22 protein-coding genes are annotated in these 19396 nt (G+C 72.7%); 9 read left to right on the plus strand and 13 right to left on the minus strand.

Annotated features, from left to right (window positions below):
• Position 1: 1 nt before the first annotated feature.
• From NCI01_RS14105 to NCI01_RS14115, 3 genes are read right to left on the minus strand one after another with little or no spacing between them, the layout of a single operon-like run.
• Positions 2 to 1408: a glutamate mutase L gene (locus tag NCI01_RS14105; protein ID WP_254182134.1), complete on the minus strand. Its 1407-nt coding sequence runs from the start codon at positions 1406 to 1408 to the stop codon at positions 2 to 4.
• Complete coding sequence (locus NCI01_RS14110; protein WP_254182135.1) at positions 1405 to 1725, minus strand: YidH family protein; 321 nt, start codon at positions 1723 to 1725, stop codon at positions 1405 to 1407. Before NCI01_RS14110 ends, NCI01_RS14105 begins: the two co-directional genes overlap by 4 nt.
• 2 nt (positions 1726 to 1727) lie before the next feature.
• Positions 1728 to 2888 carry a cystathionine gamma-synthase gene (locus tag NCI01_RS14115; protein ID WP_372495166.1) on the minus strand — a complete coding sequence of 387 codons (1161 nt, stop codon included), beginning with the start codon at positions 2886 to 2888 and terminating at the stop codon, positions 1728 to 1730.
• 76 nt (positions 2889 to 2964) lie between these two features.
• Here NCI01_RS14115 and msrA point away from each other — a divergent pair, with 76 nt between their 5' ends.
• A complete protein-coding gene (gene msrA / locus NCI01_RS14120) occupies positions 2965 to 3615 on the plus strand; it encodes a peptide-methionine (S)-S-oxide reductase MsrA (RefSeq protein ID WP_254182136.1) in 651 nt (216 codons plus the stop codon).
• A 15-nt stretch (positions 3616 to 3630) separates the two neighbouring features.
• Here the strand turns inward: msrA and NCI01_RS14125 are convergent, their stop codons facing one another.
• On the minus strand, positions 3631 to 4041 hold the full coding sequence (locus NCI01_RS14125) for a pilus assembly protein CpaE (protein WP_254182137.1): 411 nt from the start codon (positions 4039 to 4041) through the stop codon (positions 3631 to 3633).
• Positions 4042 to 4115: 74 nt separating this feature from the next.
• Here NCI01_RS14125 and NCI01_RS14130 point away from each other — a divergent pair, with 74 nt between their 5' ends.
• From NCI01_RS14130 to NCI01_RS14145, 4 genes are read left to right on the plus strand one after another with little or no spacing between them, the layout of a single operon-like run.
• Positions 4116 to 5021: a GNAT family N-acetyltransferase gene (locus NCI01_RS14130; protein ID WP_254182138.1), complete on the plus strand. Its 906-nt coding sequence runs from the start codon at positions 4116 to 4118 to the stop codon at positions 5019 to 5021.
• Positions 5022 to 5060: 39 nt separating this feature from the next.
• Positions 5061 to 5981, plus strand: coding sequence for a carbohydrate kinase family protein (locus NCI01_RS14135; protein ID WP_254182139.1), 921 nt, complete (start codon positions 5061 to 5063; stop codon positions 5979 to 5981).
• A 35-nt stretch (positions 5982 to 6016) separates the two neighbouring features.
• The gene (locus NCI01_RS14140) at positions 6017 to 6385 is read left to right on the plus strand and encodes a YciI family protein (RefSeq protein ID WP_254182140.1); all 369 of its coding nucleotides are present in this window, start codon (positions 6017 to 6019) and stop codon (positions 6383 to 6385) included.
• A 4-nt stretch (positions 6386 to 6389) separates the two neighbouring features.
• Entirely contained in the window at positions 6390 to 6749 is a 360-nt protein-coding gene (locus NCI01_RS14145; protein ID WP_254182141.1) for a hypothetical protein, read from the plus strand.
• On the opposite strand, the gene NCI01_RS14150 is transcribed toward NCI01_RS14145, so the two are convergent.
• From NCI01_RS14150 to NCI01_RS14160, 3 genes are all read right to left on the minus strand, one after another.
• Positions 6727 to 7269 carry a hypothetical protein gene (locus tag NCI01_RS14150; protein WP_254182142.1) on the minus strand — a complete coding sequence of 181 codons (543 nt, stop codon included), beginning with the start codon at positions 7267 to 7269 and terminating at the stop codon, positions 6727 to 6729. The two genes, NCI01_RS14145 and NCI01_RS14150, sit on opposite strands and share 23 nt — an antisense overlap.
• 91 nt (positions 7270 to 7360) lie before the next feature.
• Positions 7361 to 7648 carry a DUF1905 domain-containing protein gene (locus NCI01_RS14155; RefSeq protein ID WP_254182143.1) on the minus strand — a complete coding sequence of 96 codons (288 nt, stop codon included), beginning with the start codon at positions 7646 to 7648 and terminating at the stop codon, positions 7361 to 7363.
• Positions 7649 to 7812: 164 nt separating this feature from the next.
• On the minus strand, positions 7813 to 9300 hold the full coding sequence (locus NCI01_RS14160; protein ID WP_254182144.1) for a S8 family serine peptidase: 1488 nt from the start codon (positions 9298 to 9300) through the stop codon (positions 7813 to 7815).
• Positions 9301 to 9422: 122 nt separating this feature from the next.
• On the opposite strand from NCI01_RS14160, the gene NCI01_RS14165 reads away from it, so the two are divergent.
• Both NCI01_RS14165 and NCI01_RS14170 read left to right on the plus strand, forming a co-directional pair.
• Positions 9423 to 10775, plus strand: coding sequence for an ABC1 kinase family protein (locus NCI01_RS14165; RefSeq protein WP_254182145.1), 1353 nt, complete (start codon positions 9423 to 9425; stop codon positions 10773 to 10775).
• 28 nt (positions 10776 to 10803) lie between these two features.
• The gene (locus tag NCI01_RS14170) at positions 10804 to 11208 is read left to right on the plus strand and encodes a nuclear transport factor 2 family protein (RefSeq protein WP_254182146.1); all 405 of its coding nucleotides are present in this window, start codon (positions 10804 to 10806) and stop codon (positions 11206 to 11208) included.
• On the opposite strand, the gene NCI01_RS14175 is transcribed toward NCI01_RS14170, so the two are convergent.
• Genes NCI01_RS14175 through NCI01_RS14185 form a run of 3 tightly spaced genes read right to left on the minus strand, consistent with a single transcriptional unit; the run spans position 11205 to position 15128 of the window.
• Positions 11205 to 13199, minus strand: a complete 1995-nt coding sequence (locus tag NCI01_RS14175) for a VWA domain-containing protein (RefSeq protein WP_254182147.1) — start codon at positions 13197 to 13199, stop codon at positions 11205 to 11207. The two genes, NCI01_RS14170 and NCI01_RS14175, sit on opposite strands and share 4 nt — an antisense overlap.
• On the minus strand, positions 13196 to 13732 hold the full coding sequence (locus NCI01_RS14180) for a GNAT family N-acetyltransferase (protein ID WP_254182148.1): 537 nt from the start codon (positions 13730 to 13732) through the stop codon (positions 13196 to 13198). Before NCI01_RS14180 ends, NCI01_RS14175 begins: the two co-directional genes overlap by 4 nt.
• The gene (locus tag NCI01_RS14185; RefSeq protein WP_254182149.1) at positions 13725 to 15128 is read right to left on the minus strand and encodes a sigma 54-interacting transcriptional regulator; all 1404 of its coding nucleotides are present in this window, start codon (positions 15126 to 15128) and stop codon (positions 13725 to 13727) included. The genes NCI01_RS14180 and NCI01_RS14185 overlap by 8 nt, the downstream gene beginning before the upstream one ends.
• 158 nt (positions 15129 to 15286) lie before the next feature.
• On the opposite strand from NCI01_RS14185, the gene NCI01_RS14190 reads away from it, so the two are divergent.
• Both NCI01_RS14190 and NCI01_RS14195 read left to right on the plus strand, forming a co-directional pair.
• Complete coding sequence (locus NCI01_RS14190; protein ID WP_254182150.1) at positions 15287 to 15727, plus strand: pyridoxamine 5'-phosphate oxidase family protein; 441 nt, start codon at positions 15287 to 15289, stop codon at positions 15725 to 15727.
• Positions 15728 to 15743: 16 nt separating this feature from the next.
• Positions 15744 to 17330 carry a sensor histidine kinase gene (locus NCI01_RS14195; RefSeq protein ID WP_254182151.1) on the plus strand — a complete coding sequence of 529 codons (1587 nt, stop codon included), beginning with the start codon at positions 15744 to 15746 and terminating at the stop codon, positions 17328 to 17330.
• An 84-nt stretch (positions 17331 to 17414) separates the two neighbouring features.
• Here NCI01_RS14195 and NCI01_RS14200 read toward each other — a convergent pair whose 3' ends face one another.
• The 3 genes from NCI01_RS14200 to NCI01_RS14210 all read right to left on the minus strand — a co-directional run bounded on the left by NCI01_RS14200 (position 17415) and on the right by NCI01_RS14210 (position 19334).
• Positions 17415 to 18026, minus strand: a complete 612-nt coding sequence (locus NCI01_RS14200) for a hypothetical protein (RefSeq protein ID WP_254182152.1) — start codon at positions 18024 to 18026, stop codon at positions 17415 to 17417.
• Between the two features lie 125 nt (positions 18027 to 18151).
• Complete coding sequence (locus NCI01_RS14205; protein WP_254182153.1) at positions 18152 to 18802, minus strand: response regulator; 651 nt, start codon at positions 18800 to 18802, stop codon at positions 18152 to 18154.
• A 49-nt stretch (positions 18803 to 18851) separates the two neighbouring features.
• Entirely contained in the window at positions 18852 to 19334 is a 483-nt protein-coding gene (locus NCI01_RS14210; protein ID WP_254182154.1) for a GNAT family N-acetyltransferase, read from the minus strand.
• Positions 19335 to 19396: the final 62 nt, after the last annotated feature.

The raw sequence follows: 19396 nt of genomic DNA on the forward strand, positions 1-19396 counted from the left end.
GCTACCGATCCCCCGCGGACCTGAGACCACCCAGCAGACGGTGTGCGGCGACGGGGTGCTCCTCGGCCAGCAGGCCGGCGGCGGCGAGCACGTAGTCGTGGTCGACGACGACCCGAGGAGCGCGCGGCAGCTGCCAGCCGCCCTCGAAGGCGTCGCCGGTCGCCGGCGCCAGCACCCGGCGTACGGCGTCAGGGCCGCCGTGGCGCAGCACGCCGCCCGACCCGACCAGCAGGTCGACCTCGCGGAGGTCCTTGCCGCTGCGCTCGACCACGCGGCCCTCCGGGCTCACCACGACGCGGCTGCGGCCCGCGTGGCGCTCGAGGGCGATGCGGACCGCTGCCGCGGCGATGGCGAGGTCGGCCTCCTGCTCGGCGGCCGGGTCGGGGCAGCCGTCCGGGAGGAGGTCGGGACGTTCGCGACGTCGTACGGCGGCGGCGTGCAGGTCGTCGTGGCCCGCCGCCTCGACCGTGGAGACCGCCGACCAGCGCATGCCGAGGTCGCCCTCGACCGTGCGGGTCACGGGAGTGGTGGCCACGACCTCGCGGGCGAGAGCACCGTCCTCGGGGTCGAGCTCCACGACGCTGTGCACGTCGGTGGTGGCACCGCCGACGTCGACGACCACGACGTCGCCGGCCCCGCGGTGCTGGTCGTCGAGGCCGCGCGCGAGCAGCTCGACACCGGTGAGCACGACGTCGGGCGTCGCCCCGCGCACCATGGCGGTGAAGGTGCGGCCATGGGCGTCGGTGCGGCTGCTCAGGTGCTTGCCGCCGATGACGTGGCTCAGGAAGATCTCGCGGATGGCGCGCCGCGCGCCGTCGGGGGCGAGCACGCCGATGCGGGGCACGACGTTGTCGGCGAGCACGTGCGGGGTGCCGGAGGCGTCGAGCAGCTCGGCCACGACGGGCTGCGAGTCGACGTTGCCGGCCACGACGACCGGGCCCGGCCACCGCACGCCGGTCAGGAAGCGGGCGTCGCCCTCGAGCACCTCGGCGTTGCCGCCGTCGGTGCCGCCGACCAGCAGCACCACGTCGGGCTCCGCGGCCCGGAGCTCGGCCAGCTTGGCCTCGTCGAGGCCGCCATGCAGCACCAGCACGACCTTGCCGCCGCTGGACAGGGCGACACGGCGCCCGGCCTCGGCGGTGACCAGCTCCTCGTTGCCGACGACCGCGATCCGCAGCCCGCCGCCGGCGCTGGAGCAGGCGAGCACCTCGGCGTCGAGGGCGCTCGGGTCCTGCTCGGCGAGCGCGGCCACGCAGGCGTCGTAGCCGTCGAGGACGTCGCCGTCGCCCGACGCGTCGGGCAGCGTGGTGGGGTGGCTCGCGGTCGCGAGCAGCGCGCCGCTGTCGAGGTCGACGAGCGCGGCCTTGGTGAAGGTCGACCCGAAGTCGACGCAGACGACCGCGCTCACGCGACGAGCACGCTGGCGACGCCCGCGACGACGGCGACCAGCACGGCGCCCGTCATCACGACGGCGGTCACCGTGTTGGTGGGCAGCGTCTCGCCCCGGCGGATGGCGCGGTCGGCCCTCCTGAAGTGCGAGTAGCCCGCCACGCCCGACAGCGCACCCGCGGCCAGGAGGACGAGGGAGAGCGTCGTGGTCGCCACCGTGACCTCGAAGAGGTGGAAGACCGCGACACCGGCCGCGACCAGCCCGATCGCGGTGCGCACCCAGGCGAGGAACGTCCGCTCGTTGGCGAGGGTGAAGCGGATGTCCGGATCGGCCACGGTCAGCCCAGGGCCCGGTCGAGGTCGGCGACGAGGTCGTCGACGCTCTCGATGCCGACGCTGAGCCGGACGAGGTCGTCCGGGACCTCGAGGTCGGTGCCCGCGACGCTCGCGTGGGTCATCCGCCCGGGGTGCTCGATCAGCGACTCGACGCCGCCGAGCGACTCCCCCAGCGTGAACACCTCGGCGCGCTCGCAGACCGCGAGGGCCTGCTCGAGGCCACCCGCGACGCGGAACGAGACCATGCCGCCGAAGCGGCGCATCTGGCGCGCGGCCACCTCGTGGCCGGCGTGGCCGGAGAGGCCCGGGTAGATCACCTCGGTGACCCGCGGGTCGCCGTCGAGGAACGCCACGACCCGCTCCGCGTTGTCGCAGTGGCGGTCCATCCGCACGCCGAGGGTCTTGAGGCCGCGGTGGGTCAGGAACGCGTCGAAGGGTCCCGCGACCGCGCCCATGGCGTTCTGGTGGTAGCCGATCCTCTCGGCGAGCTCGAGGTCGCGCACGACGACCGCTCCCCCGACCACGTCGCTGTGCCCGCCGACGTACTTGGTCGTGGAGTGCACCACCACGTCCGCGCCGAGCGTGAGGGGCTGCTGGAGGTAGGGCGAGGCGAAGGTGTTGTCGACGACGAGCAGCGCGCCAGCGTCGTGGGCGACGGTGGCGAGGGCCTCGATGTCGCCGATGGTGAGCATCGGGTTGGTGGGCGTCTCGACCCACACCAGCTTGGTGCGGCCGGGCTCGACGGCCGCGGCCACCGCGTCGGTGTCGGCGACCGATGCCGAGCTGTGGTCGGTGCCCCAGACCTTGGCGACCTTGTCGAAGAGGCGGTGCGTGCCGCCGTAGGCGTCGTCGGGGATGACGACGTGGTCGCCCGGGCGGGTCAGCGCGCGGATGATCGTGTCCTCGGCGGCGAGGCCGGAGGCGAAGGCGAACCCCTTCTCGCCGTCCTCGACCGCTGCCAGCGCGCCCTCGAGCGCCGTACGGGTCGGGTTGGCGGACCGGCTGTACTCGTAGCCGCCGCGCAGGCCGCCGACACCGTCCTGCTTGTAGGTGCTGCTGGCGTAGATGGGCGGGTTGACCGCCCCGGTCATCGCGTCGGGCTCGTAGCCGGCGTGGATCGCACGCGTCTCGAACCCGGCCTTGTTGGCGCGTTCCTGGGTCACGATCCGAGGGTAGACCCCGCGGTCCTCGGCCCGGACAGGGGAACGACCGACTTGTGCGGGGCGCGACAATGGAGGCATGTTCGGATTCGGCAAGCCCACCACCCTGCCCACCCCCGACCAGGCGCTCCCGGGGCGCGAGCAGCAGACGTGGACCCTGGGCGAGCACGTGGTCCTGCACACCCCCGTCGTCAGCGACGACGTCCCCGACGGCCACGAGGTCGCGATCCTCGGCCTCGGCTGCTTCTGGGGCGCCGAGGAGATCTACTGGCAGGTCCCCGGCGTCTGGTCGACCTCCGTCGGCTACGCCGGCGGCAGCACCCCCAACCCCACCTACGACGAGGTCTGCAGCGGCCACACTGGCCACACCGAGGCCGTCCGTGTCGTCTTCGACCCGGCGAAGGTGTCCTACGCCGACCTGGTGAAGAAGTTCTTCGAGATCCACGACCCCACCCAGGGCATGCGCCAGGGCAACGACGTCGGCACCCAGTACCGCTCGGCGATCTACTGGACCACGCCCGAGCAGGAGCAGGTCGCCCGCGAGCTGACCAAGGCCTACGGCGAGGAGCTCGCCCGCCGCGGCCTCGGCGAGATCACCACCGAGATCCGCCCTGCCAGCGAGACGCCCTACTACTACGCCGAGGACGCCCACCAGCAGTACCTCGCCAAGAACCCCTTCGGCTACCGCTGCCACGCCAACACGGGCGTGAAGTTCCCCGAGACCGTCTGAGCAGGCTGCTGCCGGTCACACCTGGCGGCCACGCTCGATCAGGCTCAGCACGGCACGCGCCGCGGCGTCGGCCGCCCCGACGTCGACGTGGTCCTCCTGCTGCTCCCCCACCTGCAGCCGTACGACGTGCCCGCCCGAGCGCGCGGTGAGGCTGAGGAAGTGCCTGCCGAGGCGCTCGAGCAGCTGGTCGAGGCGCGGCAGCCACACCGCCTCGTGGTCCTCGATGGCGTCGAGGGCCCACTCGGTCGTGCCGTTGAGGGCGAGGACGCGGCCGGTGGGGTAGTCCCGCACCTCGACGACCATGTCGCTGACGGTGAAGACCTCCTGCTCGAGCTCGCGGTCGGGCAGCCAGAACCGGTCGCCGTTGGCGGGCGTCCACGCGAGCCCGGCGTCGTGCAGGCGGCGGGCGAGGTCAGGGGAGATCACCTCGCCAGTGTCGCTCAGGCCGGGTGACGCAATCTCGCTGGCGCGTCACGAGGTCACACCTGCACGATGACCCCATGACGGCCCCGAGCGGACTCCCCGACGGACTCACCACCCGGCCTCTCACCCTCGCCGACGCCGAGGCGGTGCACCGCGCCATCGCTGCCGAGGAGGTGGTGGACCTCGGCGAGGCGGAGATGACCCTGGAGGACGTCGTCGCCGACTGGCAGCGGCCCAGCTATGACATCGCCGCGCGCACGATCGGCGTCTTCGACGGCGACCAGCTCGTGGCCTACGGCGACTTCAGCGATGTCGACGTGGCCTACGCCGCGGTCCTCCCGACCTACCAGGGCCGCGGCATCGGCACCGCCATCGCGCGGTGGCTGCAGGCGACGGCCCGCGCCGCGGGGTCCACCAGGATCGGCACCCAGGTGCCGCAGGACAGCGCGGCGGACCGGCTCATGCGCGACCTCGGCTACGAGGAGCGCTGGACGGCCTGGGACCTCGAGCTGCCCAGGGACACCAGCATCGAGGCGCAGCCCCTGCCCGAGGGCTTCGTGCTGCGCGACGCCACCGAGTCCGACCGGGCCTCGGCCTGGACGCTGGTCGAGGACTGCTTCCTGGAGTGGTCCGAGCGCGACCGGATGAGCCTCACGGACTTCGGCGCGCGGGTGTGGGACCGACCCGGCTTCGCACCGTGGAACCTGCGCCTGCTCGTCTCGCCCGACGATGGGCTCGTGGGCGCCACCCATGTCTTCCTGGCCGGTGACAGCGCCTACGTGGCCCGCATCGCGGTCCGCCCCGACCACCGCGGTCGCGGCCTGGCGCCGTCGATGCTGGTGGACGCGTTCGGTCGAGCCCGCGAGCACGGCGCCGACCGCTGCTACCTCTCCACCGACACGCGGGCGGGGGCGCGCGGGCTCTACGAGAAGGTGGGCATGGTCGTGGCCTCGACGTGGGTGAACCGGGCCATCACGCTCTGACAGCACCGGGGTCCGACCCCGCCCGCTAGCCTCCTCGCCATGGTCGAGGTGGTCGTGCACGGCCCGGCGTCGTGGAACCAGGTCGTCGACCTGGACGAGCTTCCCGCGCCCGTGCCGCACATGCAGTTCGCGCGGGCGCACCGGAGCGTGCTCGGCGGCACGTCCGCGGGCAAGGCGGCGCACCTCCGGGAGCTCGGCGTCGACGTCGAGCTCCACACCGTCCTGGGCACCGACGCCGCGGCGGCGGAGATCGAGGCGGCGCTGCGGCGGGCCGCGGTCCGGAGCGTGACGACGTACGTCGACGGGCCGAGCGAGCGGCACCTCAACCTGATGGACCCCCGGGGTGGGCGCGTCTCGCTCTACCTCGACGTCCCGCGGGTGGGGCCCGAGCACACCGCCGCCGCGACGCCGACCCTGCGCCGAGCAGCCGCCGGTGCGCGCGCCGTCGTCCTCGACCTGAGCGAGACCTCACGCGCCGTGGTCGACGACGTCGTCGCGAGCGGCACCCCGATCTGGACCGACCTGCACGACTGGGACGGACGGAGCGCCTTCCACGCGCCCTTCGCCGACGCGGCGAGCTTCGTCTTCATGAACGGCGACCGCGCGCCGTCGGTGCGCGAGCTGCTCCGGGCCTGCGTCTCGCGAGGAGCGGAGCTCGCCGTCTGCACGCTCGGCGCCGACGGCGCCCTGGCGATGGACGGCCGGGGCGAGGAGATCCACGTCGCGGCCGAGCCGGTCGCGAGCGTCGTCGACACCAACGGGGCCGGTGACGGGTTCATGGCCGGCTACCTCGCCGCCCACCTCGACGGCGCGGACGTGCCCACGGCGCTGGCGGCGGGCGCGCGGCAGGCCGCCCGCGCCCTCGGCACCCACCAGCTCTGCCCCTCGCTCGACGGCTCGTCAGACCTCTCGTCCGACCGGGCTGTCGATCCGGGCGGGCCTCGTCCGTCAGAGTGGTGACGGGCCGCACGGGGCGGCCGCACAGGAGGAGCGACATGACGCAGTACGCCATCTACTTCAACCAGCAGTGGGTCGGGGACCACCCGGCCGAGTGGTTTCAGACCCGGGTCGAGCCGAGCATGGCGGTGATCGGCGAGATGAAGGCGGCCGGCGTCCTGGTCTTCGCCGGCGGGCTCGAGGAGGACATCTCCCAGGCCTTCAGCGCCGACGCGACGAGCGGGACCATCTCGATCACCGACGGTCCCTACACGGAGACCACCGAGTTCCTCGGCGGTCTCACCGTCATCGACGTCCCCGACGACGACGCCGCCCGCTACTGGGCGGGACGGGTCGCCGAGGGATGCGGCTGGCCGCAGGAGGTCCGCCGCTTCGGAGCCGTGCCCGAGCTCGGGTCGAGGGACTGAGCCGGTGGCCGACCGACCCGAGATCGTCTGCATCTGCGGCTCGACCCGGTTCGCGGACGAGATGAGCATCGCGAACCGCGACCTGACCTTCTCGGGGGTCATCGTCGTCGCGCCGGGCGTCTTCCTGCGGACCGCGGAGCACGGGACGGACGGGGCCGACGAGGCGGGCCGGACGATCACCGACGAGCAGAAGGCGGCGCTGGACGCCCTGCACCTCCGCAAGATCGACCTCGCCGACCGGGTCCTGGTCGTCAACCCGGGCGGCTACATCGGCGAGTCCACGAGCCGGGAGATCGCCTACGCCCACGCCACCGGCAAGCCGGTCTCCTACACCGAGGCGGCTACTGCGCCACCCAGCCGGTGAAGCTGCGCGGCTCGCCGAGCCAGTCGGTCGGGGTGGTGCTGCCGTCGGTGCGCGTGCCCGCGACCCGCACGGCGACGCGGACCTCCTCCGGTGAGCCGAGCGCCTCGCGCGAGATCCGGAACCGCACGTGCTCGGTGTCGTAGTCGACCTTCATCCGATACGAGCCCTCGACGGGCTCGCCACGCCTGTCCGAGAAGCCGTCGACCGCGAGCAGCTGGTAGTCGGTGCCCTCGAAGAAGCCACCCGAGAAGAGGTACTCCGGGCCGCGGTCGTCGGGGTCGGTGTCGAGGAACACCGAGCCGGACGACCCGGTCCGCCAGGACGGCCGCAGGTTGGTGTGGGTCGTCGTCACGACGACGTTGGCGCTCTTGTGCTCGACCTCGACCGACAGGAGGTCGACGCCGTGGCCGAGGTCCGCGGGGTCGGAGACGCCGATGCCGTCGGCGTTGGCCGCGGAGGTCTGGGTCAGGGCGAGGGCGGCGACCGCGAGGGTCGCGGCGCTCAGGAGGGTCGTACGCATCGGTGCTGGTCCGTTCTGTCGTCGGGCCCCCCGGGCGGGGGACTGACAGGAGAGACGCGATCGAGCGCCTCGAGGTTGCACCGGACGTCCCTCAGTCGCGCCCGACCTGCATCCGCACCTCGACGACCTGACCGAGATCGACGTCCTCGGCGCGACGCACGGCCACCTTCAACGGGAGGAACCACGTGTCCTCGCGGGGGAACATGGCCGTGGTGAACTCCGTCTCGCCGATCCACGCGCGGACGGGCACGACGCCCCAGTAGACGACCTCGGCCTTCACCTCGTCGACGAGGTCGGCCGCGTCGGACGGGAGCACGACGAAGACGTAGGGCGCCGGGCCGCGCCACTCGACCACCTCGCCGGCGAACTCGATCTCCATCGCCCCACCTTCCCAGCAACCGGGCCCGCGGGCGTGCAGGTGCCCGCACGGACACCGAGGCGGGCGGAAGACCCCACGGCCTCCGCCCGCCTCGCACCGTCGCGCCCCTGTCGCACGACGGCCCTCCTCGGAGGGTCTGGTCCAGCCCTGTGGTGAGCCGGTGCTCAGCCCAGGGCCGCGACTGCCGCCACGACGTCGACCAGGCCGTGGCCCTTGTCGTACGACGTGGTGCCGACCGGGCCGGACTGGTAGGCCGCCCCGTCGGTGAACTTGTGCGCCGATACCTTCAGCGCCCATTCGATGTCGGCGGGCGTCGCCGTCGGGTCGGCCTGGAACAGCTGGGCCACGATCCCGGCGACGTGCGGCGCCGCCATCGACGTACCGCTGATGGTGTTGAAGGTGCCGAGGTCGAGCGCGCCGGGACCGTTGCGGAAGTCCAGGCCGGTCGAGCAGATCGCCAGGTAGGGGCGGCACGAGGACGTGATGTTCTCGCCCGGCGCGGAGATGTCGGGCCAGGTCGAGGCGTCGGAGGCCAGGCCACGCGAGCTGTAGTCGGAGACGACGCCCTCACGCGTGCCGGTGTCCTGGTCGTAGTAGGACGCCACGGAGAGGATGCCGCCGGTGGGGTCCTGGCCGGGCGGGTTGGTGAGGCTCGTCGAGCCGTCGCCGCCGTCGTTGCCGGCCGCCCAGACGGTCACGACGCCCTCGGCCGCCAGCGCCCGCTGCAGCTTGACCGTGGCCGACTCCGGGTCGAAGTCGCCCCCGCCGCTGGGACCGTAGGAGTTGTTGGTGACCTTGATCGGCGGGCACGTCGACGCCGGTACGCCGGCCCCGCACGGCGCCTCGTGGTTCTCCAGCACCCAGTTGAGGGCGGAGTCGGCGCCGAGGATCACGATGCCCGCACCGGTGGAGATGGAGACGAGCTTGGCCCCGGGGGCGGCGCCCTGGAGCTTGCCACCGTCGGTCAGCGTGGTCGGCCGCCCGGCGACGATGCCGCTGACGTGGGTGCCGTGACCGCCGACCGAGAGGGTGTCGGTGTCGACGAAGGCGGGCACGCGCTGCACCGAGCAGGTCTCGGTCAGCGGCTCGCACAGCGCCTTGAGGTTGGCGACGACCGCGCTCGAGCCGTCGGCCTCCTCGAAGTAGGGGTGGGTCGGGTCGACGCCGGAGTCGATGACCGCGACGCTCACCCCGCGACCGGTCAGCGGCGTGCCGTCGGCGCCGGTGAGGGTGGCAGCCGCCTCGGCACCGCGGGTCGCGGTGTTGGAGGTCTCGGCCAGGTCTTGGCTGAAGAACTCGATCGGCTGCGCGCCGCCCTCGACGTAGGTCACGCCGGGCGCGGTGCGCACCGCCTGGACCTGGCTCCTCGACGCGTGGGCGATGACGACGCCGATGCGCTCGAACTCGCCGGCCTTGCTCATCCCGGTCGCCGCGACGGCCTCGCGCGCGGCGCGGATCGAGGTGCCGTGCACCATCACCGTCGTCCTGCCGGTCAGGCCGGCCAGCTGGCCGGCCAGGAAGTCGGAGACGTCGGCGGGCGCGGCGCTCTGCGAGGCGGCCTGCCCGGCGGCCGGCGCTGTGGCACCGACGCCGAAGGTCGCCGTCGCGGCGAGCACGCTCGCGGCGCAGGCGAGAAGGGTCTTGGGTCGCACGTGTTCCTCCCGAGAGGTAGCGGTCGTCGTGGGGCTCAACGAGGCGGCGGGCCGGAGGTCACGCACGGGTTCCGCGGAGTCGCCTCCAGCGGAGGTGACCGGCCATCAGCGATGATGGAGGCATGACCGACCTCCCGCGCAAGGCCGCCGCTCGCACGGCCCGGCTCGCTGCACTCCCGCTCGGCTACGCGGGCCGTCAGGCGATGGGGCTGGGCAGGCGTCTCGGCGGCGCGTCCGCGGACGCGGTGCTGACCGACGTCCAGCAGCGCACGGCCGAGCAGCTCTTCCGGACGCTGGGCGAGCTCAAGGGCGGGGCGATGAAGTTCGGCCAGGCGCTCAGCGTGCTGGAGTCGGCCCTGCCCGAGGAGGTCACCGCGCCCTACCGGGAGCACCTCACCGCGCTGCAGGACTCCGCTCCGCCGATGCCGACCTCGACGGTGCGCGAGCAGCTCACCACCTACCTGGGGGACGACTGGCGAGAGCGGCTGGTCTGGCTCGACGGCGCCCCCACCGCGGCCGCCTCGATCGGCCAGGTGCACCGCGGGACGTGGCGCGACCTCGCGTCCGACGAGATGACCGAGCGCGACGTGGCGGTCAAGGTGCAGTACCCCGGTGCCGGGGAGGCGCTGATGTCCGACCTGCGCCAGATCTCGCGGGTCGCACGCGGCATGGCGCCGGTCTTCCCCGGCCTCGACATCAAGCCGCTCGTCGCCGAGCTCCAGGCACGTGCCGCCGACGAGCTCGACTACCACCTCGAGGCGGAGGCGCAGTCGGCCTTCGCCGAGGCCTTCGCCGACCATCCCGACATCGTCGTGCCGGAGGTGGTGTCGGTCGGCGAGCAGGTGCTCGTGACCGAGTGGATGGAGTCGCCCCACTCGCTCGCCCACATCATCCGTGACGGCACGCAGGAGGAGCGCGACCACTACGGCGAGATCTTCGTCCGCTTCCTCTTCGAGGGGCCGAAGCGCACCGGCATGCTCCACGCCGACCCGCACCCGGGCAACTTCCGGGTCCTCCCGGCGCCCGACGGCAGTCCCGGCCGTCTGGGCGTCCTCGACTTCGGTGCCGTCGCCCGCCTCGCGGAGGGCGGGATGCCCGAGGCGACGGGGCGGCTGATGCGCATCGCGCTGGACAACGACGACGAGTCGTTGGTCGCCGGGCTCCGCGCCGAGGGCTTCATCAGGGACCGGATCGAGGTCGACCCGCGACAGGTCCTCGAATACCTCGCGCCCTTCATCGAGCCCGCCGCCCAGGAACGCTTCACCTTCACGCGCGAGTGGATGCGCGAGCAGTTCGAGCGCGTCAACGACCCGCGCTCGGAGTCGTTCACCCTCGCGATGAAGCTCAACCTCCCGACGTCCTACCTGCTGATCCACCGCACCTGGATCGGCGCCATCGGCCTGCTCAGCCAGCTGGGCGCCAGCGTCCCCTTCCGCGAGATCCTCGAGGAGTCGCTGCCGGGGTTCGCTGAGTAGCCCGTCCGGCACTGGCACGATGACGCGCATGGATGCAGCCGCCGCCCTCGCCCGCTGGCACGCCGTCGTCGAGAGCCGCGACCCGGCCGGGTTGCCGGGCTTCATCGCCGAGGACGCGGTCTTCCGGAGCCCGGCGGTGCACACGCCGCAGGTCGGGCGGGACACGGTGGTCGGCTACCTGACCGCCGCCTTCACCGTCCTCGGACCGGCACTGGCCTACGAGCGTGAGTGGCTCGGCGAGGACTCCGCCGTGCTGCAGTTCCGCACCGAGGTCGGCGGCCTCGACGTCTCGGGCGTCGACATGATCACGTGGGACGCCGACGGGCAGATCGTCGACTTCACGGTGATGGTGCGCCCGAAGAAGGCCCTCGACGTCGTCATCGAGCAGATGGGCGCCGAGCTGCTGCGGATGCTCGAGGCCGCCGGCTCCTAGACCCAGAACCCCCGCCCGCCGCCGTACCAGTCGCCGAAGTGCTCGCGGTAGGACGACGCGGGACCGCGCGAGCCGAGGTAGGACCCGACGACCGCCGCGCCGAGGTCGTCGAGCTCGGGGCTCACCATCCGCCCGTCGACCCGGCGCGCCATCGAGTCGATGAAGCGCGCGAGACCGGGGTCCTCGCCGAGCCGGAAGAACGTCGTCTGCGCCCCGAGGCGCGCCGCGGCGTCGAGCTCGCGCACCGAGTGGGCGATCGTCAGCGGGTGCGGCGGGTAGGAGAACCACACGTCCCCGTCGGGCTCGAGGTGCGCCGTCGGCTCGCCGTCGGTGACGACGAGCAGCACGGGCTGCGCGTTGGGGTGCTTGCTGAAGAACCGGTTGGCCAGCAGCAACCCGTGGTGGAGGTTGGTGCCCTTGTCCCACCGGGCGTCGAGGGCGGTCAGCTCCTCGATCTCCATCACCTGGGCGTGCCGGCCGAAGGCGATGAGCTGGATGTCGTCGCCCCGGAAGCGGGAGCGCACCAGCTGGTGGAGCGCCAGCGCCGTGCGCTTCATCGGCACCCACCGCCCGTCCATCGCCATCGAGAACGACGTGTCGACCAGCAGCGCGACCGCGGCCTGGGTGCGGGCCTCGGTCTCGACGACCTCGATGTCGTCGACCTGGATGCGCACCGGCGAGGCGCCGCCCCGCAGCACGGCGTTGGTGATCGTGCGGGGCACGTCCCACGGCTCGGTCGAGCCGAACTCCCAGCGCCGGGTGGCGCCCGACTGCTCGCCCGCGAGTCCCGTCGTACGCGTCTCGCGCGCGCCGGCACGCCCGCTCATCCGCTCGGCGACGTCCCGCAGCAGCGCCTTGCCGAGCTGGCGCATCGCCTTGGGCGAGAGCCGCAGCTCGCCGTCGGAGCCGCGCTTGAGGTAGCCGCTGTCCCGCAGCGCCCGCTCGAGCTCCTGCAGGGTCTTGGCGGCGACCGCGGCCTCGCTGCCGAGCTGCTTGGCCAGGGCGTCGAGGTCGACGTCGTCCATCCGCGCGCCGTGGTGCGACTGGGCGAGCTGGTCGGCGAGCGCGTCGAGCTGGGCGAGGTCCTGGAGCGCGCCGGTGCCGTCGCCGAGGCCCATGCCCTGGTCGCCCTCGAAGCTCTCCGAGCCCGACCAGTCCTCGCCCGGGCGGAGGGCCTGCAGGTTGGCGTCCATGCGCGCCAGCTGCTCCATCAGCTGCGGCGACCCGAAGGCCTGCTGGGAGAGCTCCATCAGCTCCTGGCGCTGCTCGGGCGTCATCGAGTTGAGCATCCGCTGGGCGGCGGCCGCGCGCTGGGCGAGCGAGTCGAGCAGCTCGTCCATGTCCTGCGGGTCGTCGGGGAAGAAGTCTCCGTGCTTGTCCATGAAGTCGCGGAACTCGTCGTCGGTGACTCCCCCGGCCGCGTGCTTCTCCAGCAGGTCGTTGAGGTCGGAGAGCATCTCTTGGACGGCCTGCCGGTCCTCCTCGGTCGCCCCCTCCAGCGCCTGCTTCATCCCGGCGAAGCGCTGGTCAAGCAGCTCGCGGCCGAGGAGGTCCTTGATCTCCTCGTAGGCCTCGCGTGCCTCGGAGGACTGCCAGTCGTACGACGACAGCTCGCCCACCGCGGCCGGCGTGGAGGTCGGCAGGTTGTCGAGCATGAGCTCGCGGAAGGCGCGGTCCCCGTCGTCCATCGTGATGTCGCGGGCGAGCTGTCCCCGCTCGGCGAGCACCGCCTTGTCGAGGAGCTCGCGGACCTCGCGCATCGTGCCGTCGAGGTCGTTGCGCTGGAGGATCTCGCGGCGCTTCTCCGCGACCCGACGAGCCAGCTCGTCGAGCCCGGCCTGGTCGGTGCCCCCGCGTCGCAGGAACTCGCGCATCGCGCGCTCGGGCGAGTAGCCGGCCATGACGTCCTGCCCGATGGCGTCGAGCGCCTCGGCCAGGTCGACCGGCGGGGCGAGCGGGTCGCCGCCGTCGTACTTGCGGAACCTGCTCATCGGAGCCTCTTCACCATCCACACGTCGTCGGGCCACTCGCCGTCACCGACGCGCTCGACCTCCTCGAAGCCGCGGGCGCGGTAGAAGTCGTAGGCACGGTCGTTGCCGGCGACGACCTCCAGCCACAGCTCGTCCCCCTCGACCATCGCCTCGATCCCGGCGAGCAGCCGGGAGCCGATCCCCCGGCCGTGGTGGTCGGGATGGACGTAGAGCTTCCACATCACCTCGCGGTCCCCGCCGGCGTGCGGGTCGGTGACGTGGGGGAAGTCGCGGTAGGACCGCGAGAGCCGGCCGAGGTTGGCCAGTGCGACCACCTCGCCGTCCACCTCGGCGACGAGGTGGACGTTGCGGGCGAGGGACGTCTCGAACACCTCGGGCACCCACCACTCGTCGAGCATCCGCTGGGCGTAGGCGGAGTCGATGGGACCGTAGGTCGGCGGCACGACCGCCTCGCCGAGCGCACGGAACGCCGCGATGTCGTCGGTCGCGCCGCGGCGGACGGTGACGACGTCGCCGACGGTCGCCTCAGCCATAGACGGTCTCTCCCGCTTCGGTGTCCTTGCCGATCCGGCGGGCGAGGTAGAGCCCCTCCAGCGCGAGCTCGATCGCGGCCGCCCGCTCGCCGTCGTTGGTGGCGCCGAGGCGGTCGCAGACCTCGTCGTAGAGGTCGGACTCCCCCAGCACCGGCAGCCCGGCCAGGAAGTCGCGGGCCCCGACGCGGGCGCCGGTGCTGACCATCGCGCCCTCCTCGATGGCCTCGACCAGCAGCCGCAGGTCGATCCCGGCCAGGTGCGCGCGCACGGTCTCGGCGACGGCGGTGCGGAGCAGGTGCGTGAGGATCTCGCTCTCGCGGCCCTCCTCGCCGGTCTCGAACTCGATCTTGCCGCCGAGCACGTCGACTGCGGTCTCGAGGTCGACGACCCGCGCCACGGCCTCGTCCTCGCCCTGGGTGGTCGCCCGGTGCAGCGCAGCGGCCGCGATCGTCTCCGCGCCGGCGATCGCGAATCGGGCGCTGACGCCCGAGCGCTGGTCGACCGACTGGGAGTCGCGCAGGTGGCGGGTGAAGCGCGCGAGCACTTCGAGGAGGTAGGCGGGCACCTCGGCGACGAGGTCGGCCTCCTGCTCGATGACCGCGATCTCCTCTGCGACCTGGCGGGGGTAGTGGGTCCGGATCTCGGCGCCGAAGCGGTCCTTGAGCGGGGTGATGATGCGGCCGCGGTTGGTGTAGTCCTCCGGGTTGGCGCTCGCCACGACGAGGACGTCCAGCGGGAGCCGCAGCACGTAGCCGCGGATCTGGATGTCGCGCTCCTCCATCACGTTGAGCATCGCCACCTGGATGCGCTCGGCGAGGTCGGGCAGCTCGTTGATCGCGACGATGCCGCGGTGGCTGCGTGGGATGAGCCCGAAGTGGATGGTCTCCGGGTCGCCGAGGTGGCGCCCCTCGGCCACCTTCATCGGGTCGACGTCCCCGATGAGGTCGGCGACCGAGGTGTCGGGCGTTGCCAGCTTCTCCGCGTAGCGCTCGTCGCGGTGGCGCCACGAGATGCGCAGGTCGTCGCCGTAGGTCGCCACGGCCTGCTGGGAGGTGACGGTCACGGGCTCGTAGGGGTGCTCGCCGAGCTCGGAGCCGGAGATGACCGGGGTCCACTCGTCGAGCAGCGCGACCAGCGAGCGCAGGAGGCGGGTCTTGCCCTGGCCGCGCTCGCCCAGGAGCACGATGTCGTGGCCGGCGAGCAGCGCCCGCTCGACCTGTGGGATGACGGAGTCGGAGAAGCCGTGCAGCCCGGGCCACGGGTCCACGCCCTCGCGCAACCGCGCGAGGAGGTTGTCGCGGAGCTCCTGGCGCAGGGGCTTGAGCTGGTGGCCGCTCTCCCGGAGCTGGCCGAGGGTGCTGGGTGATGGGTGCTGCTTCTGGTCCACGTCGGTCACGTCCTCCACGCTAGACCGGCCCGTCAACGTCGAGTGCGCTCGAAGTCGGCGCAGCCGGCGGTCGGACGACTCCCGCCCCTTTGACGAAGGGACCTTCGACCCTGCCCCGGGAGAGGGGCGTGGGCAAGGGTGGAGGCCCACCTACAGGAGGCACCCCCATGCACACCACCCACGACCTCTCCCGGGAGGACTGCGCGCGCCTGCTCAACGCCGGCGTCGCCGGTCGGGTCGCGGTCGGCACCCCGACAGGACCGCACATCGTGCCGGTCAACTACGCCGTGGACGAGGAGTCGATCCTCATCCGCACCACCGCCTACAGCCTCCTCGGCACCTACGGCCGTGGCGCGCTGCTGTGCTTCGAGGTCGACCAGTTCGACTACGAGCTCAAGCGCGGCTGGAGCGTCGTGGTGCGCGGACGTGGGTCGTTCGTCGACGACCAGGACGAGCTCGCCGAGATCTCCCGGCACTGGGAGCCGCGCCCCTGGGCGACAGGGCAGCGCAACCTCGTCGTCCGCATCCCGTGGACCGAGGTGACCGGTCGCCAGCTCGGTGGCGGCTGGGACCCGTGGGAGCATCTCCCCGTGCAGCGGCTCGCCTAGCGGCACACTGGTGGGTGTGACCCACACTCCCGCCCCCGATCTGGGGGCCGACGCCCGTTCGCTGCTCGAGGCCGTCACCGCGATCTCGAGCGACCTCGACCTCACGAGCGTGCTCACCCGCATCGTCGAGGCGGCGACCGCGCTGACCGGCGCGACCTACGGCGCGCTCGGCGTGCTGGGCAGCGACGGCGAGCTGGTCGAGTTCGTCACGACCGGCATCGACGAGCGGTCCCGCGCGCTCATCGGCGACCTGCCCCGCGGGCGCGGCATCCTCGGCGTGATCATCGAGGACCCGTCCGGCCTGCGGCTCACCGACCTCAGCGCGCACCCCTCGTCCGTGGGCTTCCCGCCCAACCACCCGCCCATGACGTCGTTCCTCGGCATGCCGGTGCGGATCCGCGGCACCGTCTTCGGCAACCTCTACCTGACCGAGAAGGCCGGCGGCGGCCCGTTCACCGACGCCGACGAGCAGCTCGTCGAGGAGCTCGCCCGCACGGCCGGCTACGTCATCAGCAACGCGCGCGCGTTCGCGCTGAGCGAGCGTCGGCGGCAGTGGCTGGAGGCGTCGGCCGAGCTCGCCGAGCTGCTGCAGCCGCCGGTCGACCTCGACGAGGTGCTGCCCCAGATCGTGTCGACGGCGCGCCAGGTCGCCCACGCGCGGGCGGTGGCGCTGTGGTCCTCGCGAGGTCCCGACCACGACACCGTCAGCGTCGCCCCCGACCTGGACGCCGACGACGACGGGGTCGCCACCCTCCTCGCCGAGGCGCGGGCCGGCCTCGACCACGGCAGCGGCGGTGCGGCGGTGACCACCACGATCGAGGGCGCGGGCGGCGTGCCGCTCGTCGTCGTCCCGCTACGGTCCCACCTCGCACCCGTCACCGCCCTGGTCGCCGTCGCCCAGCCCGGCTCCGGCCTGCTCGACGTCGAGGAGCGCGACCTCTTCACCGGGTTCGCCGACCAGCTGGCGCTCTCCCTCGACCGCACCCAGGCCCTCGCCGACCGCCAGGAGCTGGCACTGATCTCGGACCGCGAGCGGATCGCCCGCGACCTGCACGACGTCGTGATCCAACGGCTCTTCGCGACCGGCCTGCAGCTCCAGGGCGTCGCGGCGATGACCGAGGGCAGTGCGATCTCGGAGCGGCTCGACAAGTCCGTGGCAGAGCTCGACGACACCATCAAGGCGATCCGCGGCACGATCTTCGAGCTCCAGGACCGTCGCGGCGACTCCCTGCGCGCGGCGATCCGCAAGCTCGTCAAGGAGTACGTCCCGGTGCTGGGCTTCACGCCGGTCGTGCGCACCTCCGGGCCGGTCGACACCGCGGTCCCTCCCGCGCTGGGCGCCCAGCTGCTCGCCGTGCTCCGGGAGGCGGTGTCCAACGTCGCCCGCCACGCCCTCGCCGACGGCGCCGAGGTCGACGTCGGCGTGGTGGACGACCGCCTCGAGCTGCGGGTGGCCGACGACGGCGTCGGGGTGCCGGCCGAGGTGTCGGAGAGCGGCTTGCGCAACGCGCGCCGGCGCGCCGACGACCTCGGCGGGACGCTCGAGGTCTCCCGGGCCGGTGCCCGCGGCACCGTGCTCAAGTGGCGGGTCCCGCTGCACTGACCCGGCGTCAGCGGTTCCCGGACTGCGCCCACGCCAGAGGACCCGGCGCCGGGGAAGGCGCCGGGTCCCCGTGAGGGCCTGATGTCATCGCAGGACGGGGTACTTCCGTACCAGTCCGGTGCGGTTCCACCAGTGACCCAGCCCCCACGTGGTGCCGGCCGCGCCGAGTGCGAGGACGATCATCGCGATGAACCCGATGAGGTGGTCGTCGACGATCGGGTTGTTCTCCAGCGGGAGCACGGCGGCGTACATGAAGGCGTACATCAGGGCGCCGGCAGCGGTGCCGATCCGCATCCCGACCCCCAGCAGGAGGGTCACGCCGACACCGAGCAGGCCGGCCATGAAGAGCCAGTCGGCCCAGGCGTCACCGGCCATGTTGGTCCACATGTCCTTGAGCGGGTTGTCGGCGGGGACACCGAAGGAGAGGAACCCCTCGGTCGGGCTGCCGCCGTTGAGCCAGGCGGCGTCCTGTGCCATGAAGTCGATCCCCGCGCGGGAACCGTCTTCGGCGTACTGGGCCCCGGTGCTGAAGCCCAGGGCGAAGGTCTTGTCGAGGAAGGCCCACAGGAAGGTGAATCCGAAGGCGATCCGGAGGGCGGCCAGGGCGCGGGCAAGGCCGATGCTGCGGACCTCTTCCGTCTCCGAGGTGGTCACGCCCTCGTGACTGATGTGGTGCTGGCGGTGGATGACGTTCATCGTCATCTCCTCCTCGAGTGGTGGGTTTACCGGGTCACCACCAGAGTCCCAACACGGCGCTGCAGCCGTCAGGGTCGCCGGTCACCGCGTCGGCGGGACCTAGGTCCCGAGCTGCGCAGAGGGCCTCAGCGCGGGGTGTCGCCGAGGAGCTTGGAGGCCAGCACGGCCGCCTGCGTGCGCCGCTCGAGGCCGAGCTTGGCGAGGATGCTGGAGACGTAGTTCTTCACCGTCTTCTCGGCCAGGAACATCTGCTCGGCGATCTGCCGGTTGGTCAGGCCCTCGGCGATGTGTCCCAGCAGGATCCGCTCCTGGTCGGTCAGCGAGGCCAGCTCGTCGGGCGTCTCGGGACCCTTGCGGATCCGCTCCAGCACGGTCGCGGTCATCGCGGGGTCGATCAGCGACCTGCCGGAGGCGACGTGGCGCACCGCGGTCACCAGGTCGGAGCTGCGGATCTCCTTGAGCACGTAGCCCGCGGCGCCGGCCATGATGGCGGCGAACAGCGCCTCGTCGTCGTCGTAGGACGTGAGGATGAGGGCGTTGATCGTGGGGTCGACCGCCCGGACGGTCCGGCACACCTCGATCCCCGAGCCGTCAGGCAGCCTCGCGTCGAGCACGGCGACGTCGGGGCGCAGGGCCGGGATGCGGGCCGCCGCCTCGGTGGCGGACGCGGACTGCCCGACCACGACGATGTCGTCCTGCTGCTCGAGCAGGAACTTGAGGCCCTCACGCACGACGTCGTGGTCGTCGAGGAGGTAGACGCGGATCGGCTCAGCCATGGGGACATTCCACCAGACGCGGACCTGCCCGCGCCTCGTTCGCCACGGATCAGCCCAGGTCGAGGTACATCACGTGCAGCCCGACCCGGCCGTGCTGCGCGCTGTCGAACGCGCCGGGCACGGTGCCGACGATCGCGAAGCCCAGGTCCTGCCACAGCCGGACCGCGGCGGTGTTGGTCTCGACGACGGCGTTGAACTGGATGCCGGCGAACCCCTCCGCCCGGTGCCAGGCGACCATGTCCTCGGCCAGCCGCCGGCCGACGCCGCGACCGCGCGCGGATGCGTCGACCATGAACGACGCGGTGCCGACGTGGGCGCCGCGGCCCGGGCGGTTGGGACCCATCTTGGCGGAGCCGAGGATGCGGCCGTCCTCCTCGAGGACGGTCACGCGGCTGCCGTCGAACCACCACCCGCGGGCCTGGTCCGTCGTGGCGCCGAGCGGGTAGGCGTAGGTCTCACCCGCCTCGACGATGTCGCGCCAGAAGGGCCAGACCGCCGGCCAGTCGGTCTCGCTCGCCGCCCTGATCCCCATCCGTGCTCCCCTTCCTCCACCGGTCTGGAGCAGTCTCCCGACCCTGTCCCGACGGGCGCACA

Origin of the sequence: Nocardioides pinisoli, assembly GCF_024199985.1 — a bacterium.
Classification (GTDB): Bacteria; Actinomycetota; Actinomycetes; order Propionibacteriales; family Nocardioidaceae; genus Nocardioides; species Nocardioides pinisoli.

Coding starts and splice junctions, on each gene's coding strand:
- msrA (WP_254182136.1), top strand. CDS start 2,965: ATGTTCGGATTCGGCAAGCCCACCACCCTGCCCACCCCCGACCAGGCG.
- NCI01_RS14130 (WP_254182138.1), top strand. CDS start 4,116: ATGACGGCCCCGAGCGGACTCCCCGACGGACTCACCACCCGGCCTCTC.
- NCI01_RS14135 (WP_254182139.1), top strand. CDS start 5,061: ATGGTCGAGGTGGTCGTGCACGGCCCGGCGTCGTGGAACCAGGTCGTC.
- NCI01_RS14140 (WP_254182140.1), top strand. CDS start 6,017: ATGACGCAGTACGCCATCTACTTCAACCAGCAGTGGGTCGGGGACCAC.
- NCI01_RS14150 (WP_254182142.1), bottom strand. CDS start 7,269: ATGCGTACGACCCTCCTGAGCGCCGCGACCCTCGCGGTCGCCGCCCTC.
- NCI01_RS14155 (WP_254182143.1), bottom strand. CDS start 7,648: ATGGAGATCGAGTTCGCCGGCGAGGTGGTCGAGTGGCGCGGCCCGGCG.
- NCI01_RS14165 (WP_254182145.1), top strand. CDS start 9,423: ATGACCGACCTCCCGCGCAAGGCCGCCGCTCGCACGGCCCGGCTCGCT.
- NCI01_RS14170 (WP_254182146.1), top strand. CDS start 10,804: ATGGATGCAGCCGCCGCCCTCGCCCGCTGGCACGCCGTCGTCGAGAGC.
- NCI01_RS14175 (WP_254182147.1), bottom strand. CDS start 13,199: ATGAGCAGGTTCCGCAAGTACGACGGCGGCGACCCGCTCGCCCCGCCG.
- NCI01_RS14180 (WP_254182148.1), bottom strand. CDS start 13,732: ATGGCTGAGGCGACCGTCGGCGACGTCGTCACCGTCCGCCGCGGCGCG.
- NCI01_RS14190 (WP_254182150.1), top strand. CDS start 15,287: ATGCACACCACCCACGACCTCTCCCGGGAGGACTGCGCGCGCCTGCTC.
- NCI01_RS14200 (WP_254182152.1), bottom strand. CDS start 18,026: ATGAACGTCATCCACCGCCAGCACCACATCAGTCACGAGGGCGTGACC.
- NCI01_RS14205 (WP_254182153.1), bottom strand. CDS start 18,802: ATGGCTGAGCCGATCCGCGTCTACCTCCTCGACGACCACGACGTCGTG.
- NCI01_RS14210 (WP_254182154.1), bottom strand. CDS start 19,334: ATGGGGATCAGGGCGGCGAGCGAGACCGACTGGCCGGCGGTCTGGCCC.